This is a genomic window from Qipengyuania triglochinis, assembly GCF_054655615.1.
The window spans coordinates 27776-47358 of sequence record NZ_BAAHND010000004.1 but is presented as its reverse complement, the minus strand read 5'-3'; the positions used below and the strand labels follow the sequence as shown (position 1 = coordinate 47358).

Sequence of the window (19583 nt, the reverse complement as noted above, 5' to 3'; positions counted from 1 at the left end):
TTCCAGTGCGGAAAAGCTGCGGCACCGATCCTCTGGCGGATCATTGTTGCCCTGACCCGCATCATGGCAGGACCATGGGCCGCAAAACAGAACAAGAAAGTGACAGACACTTGCAGGACAAGCCACTCGTACCGCCGCGGCGCACCCGCTTTATCGACATCCTCAACGCAGGGGTCGGGGCAGGGCGCAAGCTGGGGCTGGTCGACCCTGCCTGCTGGAACCGCGAGACGCTGCTCGAGCAGGTGAGCGAGGAACACGGGCTCGACGATTTCGGCGATGACTGGTTCACCCGCCCGCTCGACGTGCTGCTCGATTCCGCGCGGGTCGAAGCGGGGCTGAATGCCGCGGGCGAGCTGTCGGGGATGAAGACCATCCACCACCTCCTGCGCGACCGGCTCTATGCGCAGATGTGGTTCAAGCGGCATCCGGAAATTCTGGCGCGCCCGATCCGCAAGCCGGTGGTGATCGTGGGGCCGATGCGGTCGGGCACGACGCGTTTGCACCGCCTGCTGGCCTCGGACGATCGCTTCGCCCATCTGCGCAGTTTCGAAACGATCAGTCCGGTACCCCGTCCCGATTTCGAGAAGGTTCTGGCAGGGTCCAGGGAGGATTTCAGGCCGGTTCTGGCGAAAAGGATCCTCAAAGTCGCACGGCTCGCCAACCCGCGCACGCTCTCGATCCATCCGACCGGGCCATACGAACCTGAAGAGGAGCTCGGGCTGATCGCGGCCAGCTTCTACGGGATGAAGTTCGAGGCGCAGTGGCGCGTGCCGACCTTCGCCCGCTGGTGCGAGGAGGAAAGCGCTGTTCCGGCCTATCGCCACATGGCCAATCTGCTGCGCCTGATCGGCTGGTCGCAGCAGGAGAGCTCGCTGCGTCCCTGGGTGCTCAAGACCCCGCAGCATATGCTGGATCTCCCTGCTTTACTTGAAGTTTTTCCCGACGCGCGGCTCATCTTCACCCACCGCGACCCGCAGGCGATCGTCGGCAGCGCGGCCAGCCTCGCTTGGAACCAGACCATCATCTACGCCGACGATGTGGACCCCAAAACCATCGGCCGCGAATGGCTCCGTAAGACCGACCTCATGGTCTCGCGTATGCAAGAAGTTAGACAAATTATCCCCGCGTCTCAGGCGATCGATGTCCACTTCGACGACATGGACCGCGACTGGCCCACGTCCATGAAGCGGGTGTACGATTTCCTGGGCCTCGACATCGATCCGGCGCTCAACGGAATGGAGAAATATCTCGACCGCACCGCTGCTTCCAAACGCACGCCGCACTCCTACTCGCTCGCCGAATTCGGACTCTCTCGGGATGAAGTGCATGAACGCTTCGAATCCTACACCCAAGCTTTCGATGTGACGGCAAAGAGCTCGAGAGGCGAGAGTTCGGCGGTACGTGCCTCGAGCTAAAGCGTCAGCGGCCACTCATTTGGTCGAAACGAAGGAGAGGAACACGGCTCCGGATCAACCGTTATTCGAGCAAAGGAGATTTGAGATGATTGGTAAGATTATAGGTGCCTACGCAGGCGACAAATTGGCAAAGCAGACTGGAAGCGTTGGAGGCGTAGGCGGCGCCGCCCTAGGTGTAATTGCGGCGACTGTCCTTCGTCGCATGAGCCTACCGGCCATGCTCGCAATTGGTGCTGGGGGTTATATGGCGAAAAGACTTCGTGAAAAAGGAACCGTGGGGAAGGCCTGATTTGGCTTACCCCCTCTAAATGGTGGGCGCGGCAAGGATTGAACTTGCGACCCCACCCGTGTGAAGGGTGTGCTCTACCACTGAGCTACGCGCCCGCCCATGACGGCACCGAATGCCGGGCAGGGGCGGGCCTTTACGTTGCGGTCAGCGCTTTTGCAAGCCGTTCAGTCGGCGAATAACATCACCAACTTCGCCCATATGCTGTCCGGCGGGGGCGGGCTGTTAGCATTGGTGGCGGGCGATGCTGGGCATGAGAGGCAGTAGGCTTGTGCGCCCTCCGTGCCGAGTAGGCGCTGGGTATCGGCAAGGATCATGTCTGCCAGTGCCCGGTGATTGCCGGCGAGCGTGGCGAAGACATCCCGGCCTTTGGCGTCCTGCTCGCCGATCAGCAGCTGGCGAAGGATCGTATCCGTAGTGCCAAGCTCGTCCCCCAGATAGACCGGAGACCAGTCGCCATCCGCAAGATTGGCCTGTGCGGCCACCCAAGCGAGCGCTTCCGGCATTCCGCCATATTCGTCGACCAGGCGGAGCTGCCGCGCAGTGCCGCCGTCCCAGACCCGGCCTTGGCCGACCCGGTCGACCTGCTGGAGGTCCATCTTGCGCGAGGTGGCCACCCGGCTGAGGAAGTCGCGATAGCCGTCTTCGATCGTGGCCTGGAGGATCCGATCCACTTCGGGCGTGAAGCCGCCTATGGGATCGGGCTGTCCGGACAGCGGACCGGTGGTTACGCCATCGCTGGTTACGCCCAGGCTTTCCGCTGCATCTTCGAAGGTTGGGATGATCGCGAAGATGCCGATTGAACCGGTGATGCTTTCGGGCTGCGCGAAGATGCGGTCGGCCGGGGTCGAGACCCAGTAGCCCCCGCTCGCTGCGACATTGCCCATCGACACCGCAATCGGAATGTCGCGTGCCTTGTGGCGCAGAATGGCGTTCCGGATCTGCTCGCTCGCAGTGACCGAACCCCCCGGAGAATCCACCCGAACGACCAGACCGGCGAATTCCTTGTCCAGTGCTTCGTCGAGGAGCTCCGCAATGCGTTCACCCCCCGCAGTGCCGGGCCCGGCGCTGCCATCAACGATATTGCCGGCGATCGTCACGACGCCGATTTCCTTGCCATTGCCGGACCATGGGTTGGCTTCGAGCCAAGCGGCGAGATTGGTCGAGGGATAAGCGCCTGGAAGATCGCTCCATTCGTCTTCGCCCACGAGCTCGGCAACGCGTTCGCCGAACTGAGTCCTGGTGCCAATCCTGTCGACCAGCCCAGCCGTCTTGGCGGCGCTTGCCAGATCGCCATTGGCCGCTTCGACCCAGGCGGCAGGATCGCTGACCACCATTTGCAGATCGGCAGCGGGGCGCGCCTTCTTGACGTTGGCCTGCCATTCCTCCCACAAAGCGCCATAGAGCGCCTGCGCATTCTCGCGCGCCGGATCGGACATGCCCGTCTCGATGTAGGGTTCCACCGCACTCTTGTAGGTGCCGACCTTGTAGACCCGCGCGTTGACTTTCAGCTTGTCGAGCAGGCCCTTGTAATAAAGGCGGTTGCCGCCGGGACCTGCGACGACTGCGCCGCCAAGCGGATCGACCCATACTTCGCTGGCGTGGGCTGCCAGGAACACGCCGTCATCGGCATAGGCGGTGGCATAGGTGAGTACCGGCTTGTCGGCCGAGCGCACGCGGTCCATCGCTTCGCCCACTTCGGCGAGATGGACCTGGCCTGCGCCCAGGAAGCTGTCCAGATCGAGTACGACGGCGGTGATGCGTTCATCCGCAGCCGCAGCGTCGAGGGCACGGACAAGATCACGCGCCTGATATTCGCTGGTCGGCACGCTGCCGGAAATCAGCGCGGCGAAAGGATCGATGGGGGCCGCTTCTTCCACGATAAACCCGTCAAGGTTCAGCAGAAGCGCGCCGTCACGCACCTGGGCAGGGCTGGGCCGCGCTGTGAGAACTGCAAACAGCAGCGCGAAAAACAGCAGCATGAAAAGCAGCACCAAGGCGTCCTTGATACCGACCAGCAAACGCCAGACCTTGCCTGCGAAATGCATGAAAATTCTTCCCCTGAAAGTGTCCGGATCAAAGACTAGGGCAGGGTTGGGCGATGCGCCACCGGAATATGCTTGAGGGTGCGATAGGCCTCGATTAAGGGCATGGCTTTAATGACACCATCCGACACCACGCCGTCTGCGGCCCGTTATCCGGCGGGCGCGCTGGCCTTTCCGCACCGTGACCTGCTCGGCATCGGGCAGTTGGAACGGCACGAGATCCTTTTCCTGCTCGACGAGGCGGAACAATGGGTCGATCTGAACCGCCAGAGCGCCAAGCACTCCGACGCCCTTGCCGGCCTCACCATCATCAACGCCTTCTTCGAGAATTCAACGCGGACGCTGCTCAGTTTCGAGATTGCTGGCAAACGGCTCGGTGCGGACGTGGTGAACATGCATGCGGCAACGTCGAGCGTGAAGAAGGGCGAGACGCTGATCGATACGGCGATCACTCTGAATGCGATGCGTGCAGACGCCATCGTGATCCGCCACGGGTCGAGCGGAGCGACCAGGCTGATTGCGGACAAGGTCGATTGTCCTGTCCTCAACGCTGGAGATGGACAGCACGAACATCCGACGCAGGCATTGCTCGATGCACTGGCCTTGCGCCATGCCTTGCGCGAACGCGGGCAGAGCGGTGACGATTTTACAGGCCAGGTCATCGTTATCTGCGGGGACATTTTGCACAGCCGCGTCGCGCGTTCCAATCTGCTGTGCCTGCAAGCACTTGGCGCTACCGTTCGCCTCTGTGCGCCTCCGGCCCTGATGCCGGTTGGTATCGAAGCAATGGGCGCGGAAGTTTATCATGACTTCGACGCTGCGTTGAAAGGCGCCGACGTCGCCATGATGTTACGCCTTCAGACAGAGCGAATGAGCGGGCAGTTCATTCCTTCTGCGCGCGAGTACCATCACCTTTACGGGCTGACGAAAACCAGGCTTGCGCGGGCGAATGAACAAACGCTCGTGATGCATCCCGGTCCGATGAACCGCGGGGTGGAGATCGATAGCGAGGTCGCGGACATGATCGACCGTTCGATCATTACCCAACAGGTGGAGATGGGCGTGGCGATCCGCATGGCCTGCCTCGACATACTGACGCGCCGGGCAAGACAGATCGAAGGTTGGGGAGACGCAGCATGAAACAGGCGGCCCCGATAACAATTGCGAACGGCAGGATCGTCACCACCGACGGTGTGCGTGAAGGCTCCATCGCAATGGAGAACGGCGTTCTGTCCGAAGGCGAAATGGGCGCTGGTCAGACGGTCGACGCGCGCGGGAAGCTGATCGTACCCGGGCTTGTCGATCTGGGTGTTTTCGCCGTGGACAAGCCGGCGTTCCATTTCGGTGGGATCACGCGCGCGGCCCTGATGCCGGACCAATCCCCTGCGCTCGATCTTCCAAGCAGGGTGTCCTATATTTCGAAGAGCGGTAAGCCGGATTTCTGGGTCCATCCGCTGGCCGCTGCGACGCGCGGTCTTGCAGGACAAGAGATAGCCGAATTTGCCTTGATGCGCGAAGCCGGGGCGAAAGGGATCGCTACCGGTCGCCAATGGATTTCCGATAGCGGGACCATGCTGCGCCTGCTGCAATATGCGGCGATGCTGGAAATGCCGGTGATTGCCCATGCGGAAGATGCAGCGCTGGTGGGCCAGGCTGTGGCCACGGCGGGGGAATATGCCACTCGCCGCGGATTGCCCAGCGCGCCGCCACAGGCAGAAGCGATTGCCATTGCGCGCGATCTTGCACTGGCGGACATGGCAGGGGCGCATATTCATTTCCGGCAGGTTACGACCCGCGCCGGCCTTGCGATGATCCGCACGGCCAAGGCGGCAGGGCAGCGTGTGACTGCCGGGGTGACGCCATCGCATTTCATGTTGTCGGACCTGGCGACTGCAGAGTTTCGCACCTTTGCGCGCCTGTCTCCGCCACTACGGCAGGAGGATGACCGGCAAGCGGTGCGCGAAGCGATCGCCGATGGCACGATCGATGTCATATCCAGCGGCCACGATCCACGCGGGCCGGAAGACAAGCGCCTGCCTTTTGCCGATGCCGAACCGGGCATGGCGGGGGCGGAAACATTGCTTGCGATGGTGCTGTCGCTGGTGCGCGACGAACTGATAGATCTGCCGCGGGCATTCGATCTGGTGTCGTTGAACCCTGCGCAGTTGCTGGGCGTCAAGGCCGGGGCCCTGCGCGCCGGGTTCGAAGCAGACGTGGCGATCGTGGATCCGGACAAACCCTGGATCATCCAGAGCGCAAAAATGGCGGCAACCGCCGGGAATACGCCGTTCGACGGGCAGCCAACGCAGGGCCGTGTTATCGGCCTTTGGAAGGGCGGCGTTTCGGTCGACTTATAATTGGCAAAAAGAAAACCCCTTCCGGGCAAGCCGGAAGGGGGCAGTCTTCGGTGGCTCTTGATAGGCCGCAAACTTGGCTTAGCGCGCTGCGACCCTGATTTTACCGTTCGCAATTGCGCCGGGAAGCGGATTGCTCTGGGCGTAAGCGATGCAGCTGCCGCCTTTACCCTTGACGTTCGAGCACAGGGCCCGTGCGCTATCCTTCGCATATCCGACTGCCGCAACGCGGAAGTACAGTTTGCCGTTGACGCGAGCCTTGCTGATCACGCGTTCCGCGTCGGCCAGTTCGGGATACATCTGCTGGAACTTGCTCCAGCCTTCCTCGGCATCATCCATCGAGAAGTAGGAGCCGAGCTGAATGTTGTAATCGCCGCTAGCGAGCGACAGTCGCGGTGCGGAAGCCGCTGCCTTGCGCGGGGCAGGTGCCGGTGTGACCGCCTGGATACGCTCTGGTGCAGCGGGCGCCGCGGCGACGCGGGCGGGCGCAGCTTTAGGCTTAGCTGAGACCGTCTCGGTCTCTACGTCGGCACTTTCGAGAAAGTTGCCATCCAGAGCGAGGCGCTCGATCGGAGCGGTCGGCGCAACCGCGGGCAGTTCTTCGTTCGCTGCCAGAACAGTCGCATCGGGTTCTTCGATCGTTTCCGCCGCCAGCATGTCCACACTGGGGTTGTTCGCCAGCGCGAGCATCTGCGGCTGACCCGGATCGTCGACGATTTCTACATCCAGCAAGCTGGCAATGCGCGCCCGGAAGAGCTCAGGGCGGGCCATGGCCCCCCACTGCGCCATGCGGTCGCCGACCATGTCCGCAGGAACGTCTTCAGCGACCATCAGGCGCGCTTCGCGCCACTGGCCGCTCATCGCATAGGCATAGGCAAGATTCTGGCGAACCTTGGCAGTGTTGTTCCCTGCGCGCAGAGTGTTGGAGAGCACGGTAACGCCGCGCTGCGGCTGTCCGGCAAGTGCGATAGCCAAGCCGAAGTCGGCCGGATCGATAGCGGATTCGTTCTTTTCGAGGGCGTAGATCGCTGCAGCGCGATCGCCCATGCCCGTCAGCGCAAGCGAAAGGCTGACTGCGGTCCGGGGAGACGTGTCGCCAAGGTCGATCGCATCCTGGAAGCTCTGGGCCGCCGAGGAAAAGCGCCCCGCTTCGAGATAGGCATTGCCGAGCAGGGTCCGCACATATGGATCGCGCGGAGTGGCCAGAACCGCTGCTTCAGCGTGGGTGACAGCCTTGTCGCTCTTGCCTTTGGCCAGGGCCACTTCGGCCTTGCCGACCGAACGCGCGGCACTCGGGGCGACATTGCCACTACATCCGGCAAGCGCAGTGCTGACGAGGGCCGTACTGACGGCGAGCCTGATGAAAGTTGCGTTTCTTGTTGTCATCTTACTTTCCCTGAGAAGGCGATCCCACGTCTTTCAAGTCTTCAATTCGGCCGTCGCTGGACCTGTGCGGCCAGCATGGCGATTTCCGGCATTTCGGCCAAAAGGCCGTCGAGAGCATCGGTGACGAGCTGCTGGGCGCTGCTGCCGCGGACGGTGCAGGCCAGGCGGAGCATCAGGTGACGCTCCTGGTCGAGCCGCAGCGTGAACGCTGCTCTTTTGCCCGAAGCCGTCGATTTCGAGCGAGACGGCGAAGGCTTCAACGCGCGAGGAAGTACCACTTCGGGCGCTTCGTCATAGGCGTCATCGTCTTCAGGCTCGGCACTGGCGGCGGGTTTGCCGCCTTCCAGGCGATCAACGATGCGCTCCAGCGATTCGCGTACTTCGTTCTGTCCGCCGCTGCGGTCTCTGTCTTGCAGCGAATTGATCGGCACCACGCGATCCGACGCATCGTCGGTTTCGCCGCCTTCGGCATCAAGACTTTCCCGTTCCTCGATAGGAGGAAGGGCAGGTTTCTTGATAAGGCCCGATTCGGCGAGCGACGCGGAAGCAGGGCTGCGTGGAACCGCGGCCAGGGACTTTGGTTCAGGCTGGCTTGCAGGAGCGTCTTCGCCCATGTCGTTCCAACCAAGGTCTTCGAGGTTTGCGGCAGCGGCTACGCCATCTACCGGGCCCAGCGCTGCGGATTGCGGACGCATGGCGGGTTTGGCCCCACCCTTGCGTGCAAGCAGAGTCGAAGAAAGCGAAGCGAAATTGGCGTCTGACATCCGGCTGGCCTCCGCCCTTCCTAAAGTTGCTCTTACTGGGCGACCCGACGGCCGAAGCCACCGGCGGGACGATAGGCACCAGGCTGCTGCGCGGCGGCCTGCTGGCCAGGTGCGGCGAAGACGGTGCGGCGGAACTGCTTCTCGAGCCGATCGGAAATATACTTCCACAGCGCGGTGACCTCGGCAGCCGAACGGCTTTCAGGGTCGACTTCCATCACCGTGCGGCCATCGATCATCGAGGCCGCGAAATCGGTGCGATGGTGAAGCGTGATCGGTGCGACAGTACCGTGCTGCGACAGCGCGACGGCGGCTTCCGATGTGATCTTCGCCTTGGGCGTTGCCGCATTGACGACGAAGATCAGCGATTTGCCGGCGCGTTCACACAGGTCGACCGTAGCGCCCACCGCACGAAGATCGTGCGGGCTGGGGCGGGTAGGAACGACGATGAGCTCTGCCACGGAGATGACCGACTGAATGGCCATGGTGATGGCTGGCGGCGTATCGATGACGGCGAGCTTGAAGCCCTGCTGGCGAAGGATCGCCAGGTCGGCTGCGAGGCGGGCCACGGTGGTCTGGGCGAAGGCGGGAAGTTCCGCCTCACGCTCGTTCCACCAATCGGCCAGCGAACCCTGCGGGTCGATGTCGATCAGGACGACCGGGCCAGCGCCCGCTCGCTGGGCCTGAACGGCCAGATGTCCGGAGAGCGTGGTTTTACCCGATCCGCCCTTCTGCGATGCCAATGCCAGTACACGCAAGGCTAGGTCCCCCTATAGCGCCTGTATCAATCCTTATGCCGCTGGTGAGCGGCGGTCTCGATTTAGGGGGATCGCAGACTACCCCTAATTTAGGGTTAATGCTGTTTGAGTTTCGGAAGCGCTCTGTTGGCGCCCCTGTGCGGAATTGGCTGGAAACTGTGAATTCAGGCCGAACAGAGGTGGGATATCCGGGATTGTCGGCTACCAATACCCGATGGACGGCAGGGGTACCGATATGGACGATATAAGCGAATCGAAACTGGCAACGCCTGACAACGCCAAGCCGGTCGCCCCCGCCAGCGGCCGGATCGCCAGTCTGGACTTTATTCGCGGTATTGCGGTTCTCGGCATTCTGGCAGCGAATATCTTTGCGATGGGGCAGCCGTTCACCGCTTACATGTACCCGGAAGCCTTCACGACCGGTCACTCGCAGTCGGAAGACTGGATGTGGGCGGCTCAGCTGGTGCTGATCGATGGCAAGATGCGAGGCCTGTTTACCCTCCTTTTCGGCGCCGGCGTTTACCTGTTCATGGAAAAAGCTTGGGCTAAGGGGGCCACGCGCTGGCTTCAGGTCAAACGGCTGCTGTGGCTGGGCCTGTTCGGCCTAATGCATTTTTTCCTGATCTGGCGGGGCGATATTCTCTTCTCCTACGCTGTGGCCGGACTGCTGGCTTTGCTCTTCATCAGGCTCAGCCCTCGCAAGCAGATGATAATCGGCGCCTTGGGGTATATTCTGGGGGGATTGTTCTACGCCATCAGTATGGTGTTCATGCAGATAACTGCCGATGGCCCCGTACCCGACAATGCGGAACTGGCCGAAGTGCAGGAGGATTTTCAATCCGCCGCCGAGACGGATCTGGCGGACGGCCGACTTGAAACCACGATTCGCCAAGACGGGTCCTATTCGGAATTCGTCAGCCACACCGTCAAGGAGCACGGCACCAATCCTCTCGCATCCAGCTGGCTGATTATCTTCGAGACCCTTCCGCTCATGCTGATAGGCATGGCGCTTTATCGTTACGGCCTTTTCGAGGGCAGGCTTGATTACAGAAGGCAGCGGTTTTGGGGGTGGGCTGCGATGTTATCCGGAGGCGTGCTTACAGCGTGGATTGCCATCGCCACTCTGGAGGGAGGCTTCACCTATTATTCGACCTTGGGTGCTTTCCTTGGCACCTCGCATTTCCCGAGGCTGTTTATGACCCTCGGCTACGTCGCTCTGCTCGCGCTTTATGCTCCCAGCGCGGGCAATTGGCTCGGAGATCGTCTGTCCGCGGCGGGACGGGTGGCCTTTACGAATTACCTCGGCACGTCCTTCGTGATGCTATTCGTCTTCGGAAACTGGGGCCTCGATCTGTTCGGGCAGTTTGGTCGGAGCGAGCTTTATTTGGTCGTTATCGCAAGCTGGGTCGTTATGCTGGCCTGGTCCAAACCCTGGCTTGAGCGGTTCCGGTATGGCCCACTCGAATGGCTGTGGCGCTGCCTCACCTACGGTAAACGTTTCACCTTTCGCCGGTAACCTTGCTATTGAGAATTGATCGCATTACATCTGCGTTTGCGAATCAATCGCAAGGGAGCGGCCGATCATGTATGTGTGTATCTGCAATGCCATCCGGGAAAGCGAGTTGCGCCAGGCTGCGCGGCGGTGTCCCGGCGATGCAGAGGCCTGTTACTCTTCCTTGGGCAAGCGCCCGGCATGCGGCTCTTGCCTGGACGAAGCCGATGCGATCCTGTTCGAAGAGCGTGAGCTTTCCTTCAAACCGGACACGGTTGCCGCCTGATCACAGGAGTCCATCACCGGCTCAAATCCGTTGATTTCCCACGCGCTCGAACGCGCCTTGCCTTGCCCGCATCTACGCTCGCGCGCATAATCCCCGAAATTCCATCGCAACGGAGGCGAATGCCATGAAGGGCGATCCCAAGGTCATCGAATTCCTCAACAAGGCGCTCACCAACGAGCTGACGGCGATCAACCAGTACTGGCTTCATTACCGTGTGCTGGAAGACTGGGGCGTGAGCAGGCTTGCCGATTACGAACGGCACGAATCGATCGACGAGATGAAACATGCCGACATTCTGGCTGAACGCATCCTCTTTCTCGGCGGCCTTCCGAACTTCCAGGCGATCCACAAGCTGAAGGTCGGCGAAACGGTAGAGGAAATCCTGCGCGCCGATCTCGCCATGGAAATGGAAGCGATCCCGCTGCTCAAGGAAGCTGCCGAGCATTGCCAGTCGGTGCGCGATTTCCATTCTGGCCAGATTTTCGAGGACATTCTCGCGAGCGAGGAAGAGCATGTCGATTTCCTCGAGACCCAGTTCGACATGATCGAACGCATGGGACTGCAGAACTATGTCCAGCTGAACTCCAAGCCGGCGGGCGAGGGCGAGCAGGGTTAGGTCCGGCTCAGCTCCCAGAACGTGGCGTGACGCCCGCCATGTTTCGTGAGCGTCCCGATACATTTACCGTCGCACCATAACTGTGCCGAGCCTGCTTCGACATTGATGTCGGCGATGGTCAGTGCAGTCGGCAGATCCAAGGCCTCGACTTTAACCGGTCCACCCAAAATCCCCGATGCGGGGAGTAGGGCAATCTCGATACGCTGCATGGCACATCTCCTTTCATGTAGGAAAGGGGGTGGGGCCATGCCGATTAACGCGTGACAACCGTTTTGCGGTCATCTTGTGGCCGGGGCAATCGGGCGCGAAGTGGCTCTATTTCTGCGACGAATCGTCGCTAGCATCATCATCTCTGGGTCCGAACTGGCGTTCCTTCATTCTCTCCAGATTGCGACGCGCTGCCGTGCGCGTTTCGAGGAGGAAGTACGCTAAGCCTGCCATGAGCAGCCCCATGGTAATGACCCAGGTAAGCGCGACCAGCGTTCCAAGCGGGGTGTGCACGAAAGCGCTTATGAACAGCAACAGGATCACGATGCTGATCGTGAACGCAGCTGCAGTACTGAGCATCACGGCGCGCTGCGCCAGGATCCGCCGCGCTTCCAACGCGGGAATTTCGACCAGCTGATCGCCAGCCTCGCCGCGTTCGTCCGCAGCAAGGATGCGTTCGATCTTGTTGGCTACCCACAGCAGACGGTTGGTCATCACATTCATGACCGCGCCGATCCCCGCGAGCAGGAAGGCCGGGGCCAGACTGAGCTGGACGACATGCTGCACGCGAACCGTCGAACTGGTGCGCTCGATCAGTTCGAAGCCGGGCAACACGGTCAGCAGATCAATCACGCCCGCTCCCGCCGCTGAATTTGCCGCCGCCCCCGCGGTTCGAATCGTAAGGGTTCTTCGGGCTCTTCAGCACGACCCGGACGGGAACCGCATCGAAGCCCAGCTTGGCGCGGATGCCGTTCACGAGATAGCGTTCGTAGCTCTTGGGCAGATCGTCGAGCCTCGTGCCGAAGACCACGAAGCGCGGCGGGCGGACACTGGCCTGCGTGATATAACGCAGCTTGATCCGCCTACCGCCGGGTGCGGGCGGCGGATTTGCCGCCAATGCATCGTCGAACCAGCGGTTGAGCGCGGCGGTGGGCACGCGGCGGCTCCACGCCTCGCGCAGCTCGAATGCGGCCGACAGCATGGTGTCGAGGCCCTTGCCGGTCTTGGCCGACACGGCGAACAGCGGCACGCCGCGCACCTGGCTAAGACCCTCGTTCAGCGCTTCGCGAATGCCGTTGAACAGGTAGGATGCGTTTTCCGCGATGTCCCACTTGTTGATGGCCACCATCAGGGCGCGGCCTTCTTCCAGCACCTGGCTGGCGATCTTGAGATCCTGATGCTCAAGCCCCTTGGTCGCATCGAGCAGCAGCACGACGACTTCGGCAAAGTCCACCGCGCGCTTGGCATCGGCGACAGACAGCCGTTCCAGCTTCTCCGTCACCTTGGCGCGTTTGCGCATGCCCGCCGTATCGATCAGGCGGATTTCGCGCTGCTCGTTCGCCTTGGGGTCGAACCATTCCCAATCCACGGCGATCGAATCGCGGGTGATCCCTGCCTCGGGGCCGGTCAGCAGGCGATCTTCGCCCAGCATCCGGTTGATCAGCGTGGACTTGCCCGCATTGGGCCGCCCGACAATGGCCAGCTTCAGCGGGCCGTCGAGGTCTTCCTCGTCCAGTTCGGCCTGGAGTTCCGCAGCCGCTTCGGCAGCTTCCGACTTCGCGCCGATGATCGGCCACAGGCCGGCAAACAGATCGGCAATACCTTCGCCATGTTCGGCGGAGATACCCATCGGTTCGCCCAGGCCAAGGCTGTAGCTTTCAAGAATGCCCGGTTCGGCCGCCCGGCCTTCCGCCTTGTTGCACACCAGCACCACCGGCACATCCTGCCCGCGCAGCCAGCGGCCGATTTCCTCGTCCAGCGGGGTCAGGCCGGCGCGTGCATCGACCACGAACAGGGCAGCGTCGGCCCCTTCGAGGCTGACTTCGGTCTGCTTGCGCATCCGGCCGGGCAGGCTTTCGGGATCGTCGTCTTCCCAGCCTGCGGTATCGACGATGGTGAATTCCAGCCCGGCGATTTCCGCATCGCCCATACGGCGATCGCGCGTGACGCCCGGCTGGTCGTCCACCAGCGCGAGCTTCTTGCCCACGAGCCGGTTGAACAGCGTGGATTTGCCGACATTGGGTCGGCCGATGATGATTACGGTGGGTTTTGCTGTATCTGTCATGATCGTGCCTTGCGGGGAGGTGGGCGATAGCCACGGCTTTGGCAAGGCCGCAGGGCGTTTCCTACAGGATGGAGCACATGGAGCACGGACCTGGAAGAAAAAATGCCGCCGGGCCGAATGCAGGCCCAGGCGGCAGAAATGTGCGATTTTCGAAGGGGCGGACAGTCCATGAAAGCCGCTCTGCCATCAAAAGCCGGATGTAGGAAAGGCCTGTTTCAGTCGGCCTTCGCGAGCGGCGGATTATCGCCGAGATCTTCGTACCATGCCTCGACCGGACCGTTGAGCTTTAGGGTCAGCGGCTTGCCGTTGCGATCGACCGTCTTGCCCGCCTGAACGCGGACCCAGCCTTCGGAGATATTGTATTCCTCGATGTCGGTACGCGTGCGGCCCTTGAAGCGGATGCCCACACCGCGCTGGAGCACGTCGACATCGAAATGCTCGCTATCGGGATGAACCGAAAGCTGCATGGGGGGCGTCTGGGGCTTGTCGTCGGTCTTGGTATCTTCGCTCATGGGGCGCGCCTGTACTGTGCGCGGTGCGCCCCGGCAAGATCATTCGCACCGGGGCGCCTGGCAGAACAGGTCAGATTTCGTCGGGGCCGCGATCGGGTTCGTCATAGTCGGGCTGTACCGGCTCGACCGAAGGCGGCTCCTTCATGGGCGCCTCGTTCGGAGGGGAGCTGGGCGGCATTTCGGGCGGGGCGCCCGGGTTGATGGTATCGGGATCTGGCTGGGTCGCCATGACTGGTCTCCTGAACAGGGTGCCTTAGTCGGGTGGGAGCATGGTGGCAGCGTCGAGCGCCTGTTCGCCTTCGCCATCCTCCCCGCCCTCCATGGCCGGGCGCATGGCCTTCTCGGCCTCGACATCGATTTCGTCTGGCTTGGTTTCGTGGGCGAGCACATCGCCCTCGCGTTGGCCGTCAGCCTCCATTTCGGCTGCGGTCTTCGGCTTCACGTCGGGGTCGATCGTGGGCGGTGTGGCAGGCGGGACCTTGGGGGTTTCATAGTCGCTCATGGGTGCGATCCTTTCCCCATACGAACGGCCTTGAAGGCGGGTGTGTTCCACAATTCGCATACACCCTGTCGCCGCGCTTGCCCTTTTCGCCGCATCCGACTAGAGGCACGCCCCTATATACGCGGCGGACCCCGTCTGCGCGCGGATTCGCTTTCACGGTTTGCGGGCGTGGCGGAATTGGTAGACGCGCTGGTTTTAGGTACCAGTATCGAAAGATGTGGGGGTTCGAGTCCCTTCGCCCGCACCAATTCCGCTCTGTCGTGAACCCTCGCTCAGACAGACAGTAACTTACGAGTTTCGACACCCATGCAGATCAAAGAAACCGCCAACGAAGGCCTCAAGCGCGCCTACGCGATCACCATTCCTGCCAAGGATATCGATGCCCGCATCGATTCGGAGATCAAGAAGATCGCCCCGCAGGTGAAAATGCCCGGCTTCCGCCCCGGCAAGGTGCCTGCCAATCTCGTGCGCAAGATGCATGGCGACCAGCTTCACTCCGACGCCGTCAACGCGATGATCCGCGAATCGGTCGACAAGACCATGCAGGACAACAAGCTGAAGCCGGCGATGCAGCCCAAGGTCGAAATCGGCGAAGGCTATGAGCAGGGCAAGGACGCCACGCTCACCATCGAACTCGAAGTTCTGCCCGAAGTGGAAGCCCCTTCGACCGACGATCTGAAGATCGAACGCCTGACCGTTCCCGTCACCGACGAGGAAGTGATGGAATCGATCGGCAAGCTGGCCGAGAACAACAAGAGCTACAAGGACGCCGCGAAGACCAAGAAGGCCGCCGATGGCGACCAGCTGATCATCGATTTCGTCGGCCGCGTGGACGGCGAGGAATTCGAAGGCGGCAAGGCCGACGACGCAGCGCTGGTTCTGGGTTCGGGCATGTTCATCCCCGGCTTCGAAGAGCAGCTCGTGGGCGTGAAAACCGGCGACGAGAAGACCATCGAGGTAAGCTTCCCCGAAGACTACCAGGCGACGCATCTCGCCGGCAAGAAGGCCGAATTCGACGTCACCGTGAAGCAGGTGAAGGTCGAGGGTGAAACCGCCATCGACGATGATTTCGCCAAGAACTTCGGTCTCGACGGGCTCGACAAGCTCAAGGAACTGATGCGCGGCCAGCTCGAGCAGGAAACTGGCGGCCTTACCCGCACGCAGATGAAGCGCTCGCTGCTCGACCAGCTTGCTGCCGGTCACGACTTCCCCGTGCCGCAGGGCATGGTGGATGCCGAATTCGACCAGATCTGGGCTCAGCTCCAGCAGGAAGCCGCTCGTTCGGAAGATCCCGAAGCTACGCTGAAGGAAATGGAAGACGAGAAGGAAGAATATCGCGACATCGCTGAACGTCGCGTCCGTCTCGGCCTGCTGCTTTCCGAAATCGGCCAGGCGAACAACGTTCAGGTGACCTCGCAGGAAATGAGCATGCTCATCCAGCAGGCTGCCCAGCAATATCGCCAGGAAGACCGTGAACGGTTCATCCAGTACATCCAGCAGGAACCGATGGCTGCCGCCCAGCTGCGTGCTCCGCTTTACGAAGACAAGGTCGTCGACTTCCTGTTCGACAAGGCCGAGATCACCGACCGCGAAGTGACGCGCGAGGAACTCGAAGCCGCCATCGAAGCGGAAGAAGGCGCCGAAGCCGAAGCCAAGCCTGCCAAGAAGAAGGCGCCGGCCAAGAAGAAGGCTCCTGCAAAGAAGGAAGCCGCAGCCGACAAGGCAGACGATGCGAAGGCCGAAAAGAAGCCTGCCGCGAAGAAGGCTCCTGCCAAGAAGGCCGCCGCGAAAAAGTCCGACGACAAGACGGAAGAAAAGAAGCCTGCTGCAAAGAAGGCTCCTGCCAAGAAGAAGGCACCGGCCAAGAAAGCTGCCGACAAGAAGTAAGCGGCTTTCGGTATCAAATCAGGCAAGGGCGGCAGGAGCGATCCTGCCGCCCTTTTACTATATGCCGCTGGGAGATGCGGCACAGCATTCCGGAGTTACAGATAGGCCTGCCAATTCCGGCCTGCCTGTCAGGATGTACGGTCCGACTTGCGCATGATCGTGGGGTTGTCCGGGCTGAGGCTGGGCAGGCCTTCGTCCTCGCCCAGATGGATGTGCCACTTGCGCTCTTCGATCATGCGGATGAGCGGGCCGGCAACTACGCCGTGCACGATGATCGAGACGAGGATCGTAAAGCTGGCGATCGCCCACAGCTGGTCGAACTGGAAGAATTTCCCGTGGTTCTGGCCATAGGCAAGGTAGTAGATCGAACCCATGCCCCGCACGCCCAGGAAGGCGACGGCGAGCTTGCCGGGGAAGGGCAGGTTGCAGACCGATTCCGATAACAGGCCGGCCAGCGGGCGGATGATGAAGATCAGCGCGATACCGATGGCGGCACCCCGCCAGGTCAGCGCGCCCAAGACGCCGCTGGCAAGCATCGCCCCAAAGCCGAACAGCACGACCACCAGCACGATCTGTTCGATCTGGTCGATGAAGTGGTGGCTCAGCTTGTGATACCGGCTGCGGTTTTCGCGCTGGCGCGCCGTGACCGCGCCAACGAACACTGCAAGAAAGCCATATCCTTCGGCGAGCTCTGCCAGCCCGTAGGCCAGCAGCAGCGTGCCCAGCACAACCAGGCCTTCGCTCGTGGAATACTTGGGCTGATCAGCGCTTTCGCTTTCCTCGTCGATTTCCTCGATGGGGGAATCCGCCTCGCGCTCGAACACGTACCACGCGCCCGCGCGGCCGACGGCCCAACCAACCGCAATGCCCGCCGCGATCCGCCAAACGAGATCGAGTGCCGCCCATTCCAGCGTCCACATGCCCAGCGAACTCATCCCGATCGCCGCGATGGCGAGATAGGTGAAGGGGAAGGCCAGCCCGTCGTTTAGGCCGGCTTCGACGGTCAGCGAAAAGCGTACGTCATGGCGTTTGTTCTCGCCGGGCGGGCCGACCTGCACGCTGCGCGCCAGCACCGGATCGGTCGGGGCGAGGGCTGCGCCCAGGAGGAGCGCGCTGGCCGGGGCGAGGCCCACCCACCACCAGCCCATCAGGGCGACGGCGGCAATGGTCAGGGGCATGGCGATCACCAGCAGCGGCCAGATCTGCCGCCAGTTGCGCCAGCTGACCGGCCGGTCGATCGCGATACCCGCCGCCATGAGCGAGGCGATGACGATGAATTCGGTGAGATATTCCAGCGCAACCGCGTCGAACCCGTCCATGGTCGGATTGATGTGCGGCAGGCCGAGCGGCAGCGAAAAGAGCAGGAAGCCGACGCCGACGTAGAGGATCGGCAGCGAGAGCCAGAAGCGTGCCAGCACGCGCTCGAGCGTCACTGCGAGAGTGAGCCCGAGCCCGAAGATGACGAACATCAATATGCGGGAGTCGAGTTCCATTCCGGGCTACTTGCCTGACCGTGGGGCAGGCTGCCACCGCTTGAAGTCCGGCTCTGCCAGCTGCGCGCTGCGAACGGCCTCGTAGGCTGCGCCCAGCTGGAGCACTTCGAAGTCCTTCCATTTGCCCCCGAAGAAGCTGAGACCGACGGGAAGATCCTCTACCGCGCCCATCGGCACGGTCAGATGCGGATAGCCCGCGACGGCGGCGGGCGTGCCGAAGCCGATGCTGCCGTTGAAATTGTCGCCATTGACGAGATCGCTGACCCATGCCGGTCCGCGGGTAGGGGCCACGAAGAAGGCGACCTTGTTGTCAGCCATCAGCTTGTCGAGTGTTTCTTCTCCTGCAATTCGCAGTGCCGTGGCGCGGGCCGTGGCATAGGCTTCGGCATCGGTCGTGCTTTCGGCCAGGGTGAACAGATCCTGCCCGAACCAGCGCATTTCCTCCTGCGGATAGGCTTCGTTGAAAGCGATGAGGTCGGCCAGCGAGCGTGGCATGTCGTTGCCGGGGAGGCTGGCGAGATATTTCCCCATTTCCTCGCGCAATTCATACATCAGCACGGTGAAGCTGGCGCCGTAGACTTCCTCGTCGATCTCGAACTCGATTTCGACCAGCTCCGCCCCTGCAGCTTGCAGATCGGCGAGCGCAGCGCCGAAGACATCGCGCACGTCCTGCCGATCCCCCTGCTGGCCGCGCATCACCCCGATGCGTACGCCGGAAAGCGAGAAGTTGGACAGGCCGGTGTGATAGTCGGCGCGGCGCGGCACACCCACGGTGGCGCTGTCGGCAGCATCCTCTCCCGCGATCGCGGATAGGAGAAGCGCGGCATCGGCAACGCTGTTCGCCATCGGGCCGGCGGTATCCTGTGTGCTGGAGATGGGCACGACATGGGTACGGCTGACGAGACCGACGCTGGGCTTGAAGCCGACCACGCCGTTGATGCTGGCCGGACAGGTGATCGACCCATTGGTCTCGGTCCCGATTGCTGCCCAGGCAAACCCGGCGGCAACCGCAGCCCCGCTGCCAGAAGACGAACCGCAGCTGTTGCGGTCGATTGCGTGGGGGTTGCGGGTCAGGCCGCCCACCGCGCTCCACCCGCTGGTGGAATCATTATCGCGGATGTTGGCCCATTCGGACAGGTTCGTCTTGCCCAGCACCACACCCCCGGCAGCGCGCAAATTTGCGATCAGCGGGGCATCGCGGCCTGTGCGGTTTTCGGCCAAGGCAAGGCTGCCCGCCGTGGTGGGCAATTCACGTGTTTCGATATTGTCCTTGATGAGCACTGTCCGGCCATCGAGCATCAGGTCCCGCGCGTCAGCTTCCGCAGCTTGCGCCGCAGCATCGGGGTTCACTGAAATGACGGCATTCAATTGCGGGCCCGCATCGTCCAGTGCGGCAATTCGGTCGAGATAGGCTTCGGCATTATCCTCCGCCTGCTGAGCCACGAGGGGTGTGGAAGCGAGCAGGAGGGCGAGCGGTGACATACGCAGGATCATGAAACCACCGTGACACCGCGCCCG

General features: G+C 62.1%; 19 protein-coding genes and 2 tRNA genes. 8 read left to right on the top strand and 13 right to left on the bottom strand.

Annotated elements, in window-relative coordinates; genetic code table 11:
- Positions 1–74: 74 nt before the first annotated feature.
- On the top strand, positions 75–1415 hold the full coding sequence (locus ACYQ0G_RS13385) for a sulfotransferase family protein (RefSeq protein ID WP_460103494.1): 1341 nt from the start codon (positions 75–77) through the stop codon (positions 1413–1415).
- 309 nt (positions 1416–1724) lie between these two features.
- Here the strand turns inward: ACYQ0G_RS13385 and ACYQ0G_RS13380 are convergent.
- A tRNA-Val gene (locus ACYQ0G_RS13380) sits at positions 1725–1799 on the bottom strand.
- Between the two features lie 69 nt (positions 1800–1868).
- Complete coding sequence (gene sppA, locus ACYQ0G_RS13375) at positions 1869–3749, bottom strand: signal peptide peptidase SppA (protein WP_460103491.1); 1881 nt, start codon at positions 3747–3749, stop codon at positions 1869–1871.
- A gap of 111 nt (positions 3750–3860) precedes the next feature.
- Here sppA and ACYQ0G_RS13370 point away from each other — a divergent pair, with 111 nt between their 5' ends.
- Together ACYQ0G_RS13370 and ACYQ0G_RS13365 are read left to right on the top strand one after the other, a co-directional pair.
- Positions 3861–4886, top strand: coding sequence for an aspartate carbamoyltransferase catalytic subunit (locus ACYQ0G_RS13370; RefSeq protein WP_460103488.1), 1026 nt, complete (start codon positions 3861–3863; stop codon positions 4884–4886).
- Positions 4883–6103 (top strand): dihydroorotase, encoded by a 1221-nt coding sequence (locus ACYQ0G_RS13365; RefSeq protein ID WP_460103486.1) that lies wholly within the window; start codon positions 4883–4885, stop codon positions 6101–6103. Before ACYQ0G_RS13370 ends, ACYQ0G_RS13365 begins: the two co-directional genes overlap by 4 nt.
- Before the next feature lie 78 nt (positions 6104–6181).
- Here ACYQ0G_RS13365 and ACYQ0G_RS13360 read toward each other — a convergent pair whose 3' ends face one another.
- From ACYQ0G_RS13360 to ACYQ0G_RS13350, 3 genes are read right to left on the bottom strand one after another with little or no spacing between them, the layout of a single operon-like run.
- Entirely contained in the window at positions 6182–7486 is a 1305-nt protein-coding gene (locus tag ACYQ0G_RS13360; protein ID WP_460103483.1) for an SPOR domain-containing protein, read from the bottom strand.
- Positions 7487–7527: 41 nt separating this feature from the next.
- A complete protein-coding gene (locus tag ACYQ0G_RS13355) occupies positions 7528–8250 on the bottom strand; it encodes a hypothetical protein (protein ID WP_460103479.1) in 723 nt (240 codons plus the stop codon).
- A gap of 32 nt (positions 8251–8282) precedes the next feature.
- Positions 8283–9005, bottom strand: coding sequence for an AAA family ATPase (locus ACYQ0G_RS13350; protein WP_460103476.1), 723 nt, complete (start codon positions 9003–9005; stop codon positions 8283–8285).
- Positions 9006–9240: 235 nt separating this feature from the next.
- Between ACYQ0G_RS13350 and ACYQ0G_RS13345 the strand changes: the two genes are divergently transcribed.
- The 3 genes from ACYQ0G_RS13345 to bfr all read left to right on the top strand — a co-directional run bounded on the left by ACYQ0G_RS13345 (position 9241) and on the right by bfr (position 11399).
- Positions 9241–10521, top strand: coding sequence for a DUF418 domain-containing protein (locus tag ACYQ0G_RS13345; protein WP_460103474.1), 1281 nt, complete (start codon positions 9241–9243; stop codon positions 10519–10521).
- A gap of 67 nt (positions 10522–10588) precedes the next feature.
- Entirely contained in the window at positions 10589–10783 is a 195-nt protein-coding gene (locus ACYQ0G_RS13340; protein ID WP_460103471.1) for a (2Fe-2S)-binding protein, read from the top strand.
- A gap of 124 nt (positions 10784–10907) precedes the next feature.
- Positions 10908–11399 carry a bacterioferritin gene (bfr, locus tag ACYQ0G_RS13335; protein ID WP_460103468.1) on the top strand — a complete coding sequence of 164 codons (492 nt, stop codon included), beginning with the start codon at positions 10908–10910 and terminating at the stop codon, positions 11397–11399.
- Here the strand turns inward: bfr and ACYQ0G_RS13330 are convergent.
- From ACYQ0G_RS13330 to ACYQ0G_RS13305, 6 genes are all read right to left on the bottom strand, one after another.
- Complete coding sequence (locus tag ACYQ0G_RS13330; protein WP_460103465.1) at positions 11396–11608, bottom strand: hypothetical protein; 213 nt, start codon at positions 11606–11608, stop codon at positions 11396–11398. The two genes, bfr and ACYQ0G_RS13330, sit on opposite strands and share 4 nt — an antisense overlap.
- A 106-nt stretch (positions 11609–11714) precedes the next feature.
- Positions 11715–12239: a DUF2721 domain-containing protein gene (locus ACYQ0G_RS13325; protein WP_460103463.1), complete on the bottom strand. Its 525-nt coding sequence runs from the start codon at positions 12237–12239 to the stop codon at positions 11715–11717.
- The gene (gene der, locus ACYQ0G_RS13320; RefSeq protein ID WP_460103461.1) at positions 12232–13671 is read right to left on the bottom strand and encodes a ribosome biogenesis GTPase Der; all 1440 of its coding nucleotides are present in this window, start codon (positions 13669–13671) and stop codon (positions 12232–12234) included. Before der ends, ACYQ0G_RS13325 begins: the two co-directional genes overlap by 8 nt.
- Before the next feature lie 215 nt (positions 13672–13886).
- The gene (locus ACYQ0G_RS13315) at positions 13887–14183 is read right to left on the bottom strand and encodes a DUF3297 family protein (protein WP_460103458.1); all 297 of its coding nucleotides are present in this window, start codon (positions 14181–14183) and stop codon (positions 13887–13889) included.
- 70 nt (positions 14184–14253) lie between these two features.
- Complete coding sequence (locus ACYQ0G_RS13310) at positions 14254–14412, bottom strand: hypothetical protein (RefSeq protein ID WP_460103456.1); 159 nt, start codon at positions 14410–14412, stop codon at positions 14254–14256.
- 24 nt (positions 14413–14436) lie between these two features.
- The gene (locus ACYQ0G_RS13305; RefSeq protein WP_460103453.1) at positions 14437–14685 is read right to left on the bottom strand and encodes a hypothetical protein; all 249 of its coding nucleotides are present in this window, start codon (positions 14683–14685) and stop codon (positions 14437–14439) included.
- Between the two features lie 162 nt (positions 14686–14847).
- On the opposite strand from ACYQ0G_RS13305, the gene ACYQ0G_RS13300 reads away from it, so the two are divergent.
- Both ACYQ0G_RS13300 and tig read left to right on the top strand, forming a co-directional pair.
- A tRNA-Leu gene (locus ACYQ0G_RS13300) sits at positions 14848–14932 on the top strand.
- 59 nt (positions 14933–14991) lie between these two features.
- Positions 14992–16572, top strand: coding sequence for a trigger factor (gene tig, locus ACYQ0G_RS13295; RefSeq protein ID WP_460103451.1), 1581 nt, complete (start codon positions 14992–14994; stop codon positions 16570–16572).
- Between the two features lie 128 nt (positions 16573–16700).
- Here the strand turns inward: tig and ACYQ0G_RS13290 are convergent, their stop codons facing one another.
- Positions 16701–18065, bottom strand: coding sequence for a cation:proton antiporter (locus tag ACYQ0G_RS13290; protein WP_460103448.1), 1365 nt, complete (start codon positions 18063–18065; stop codon positions 16701–16703).
- Positions 18066–18071: 6 nt separating this feature from the next.
- Positions 18072–19559: an amidase gene (locus ACYQ0G_RS13285; RefSeq protein WP_460103445.1), complete on the bottom strand. Its 1488-nt coding sequence runs from the start codon at positions 19557–19559 to the stop codon at positions 18072–18074.
- Positions 19560–19583 lie beyond the last annotated feature (24 nt).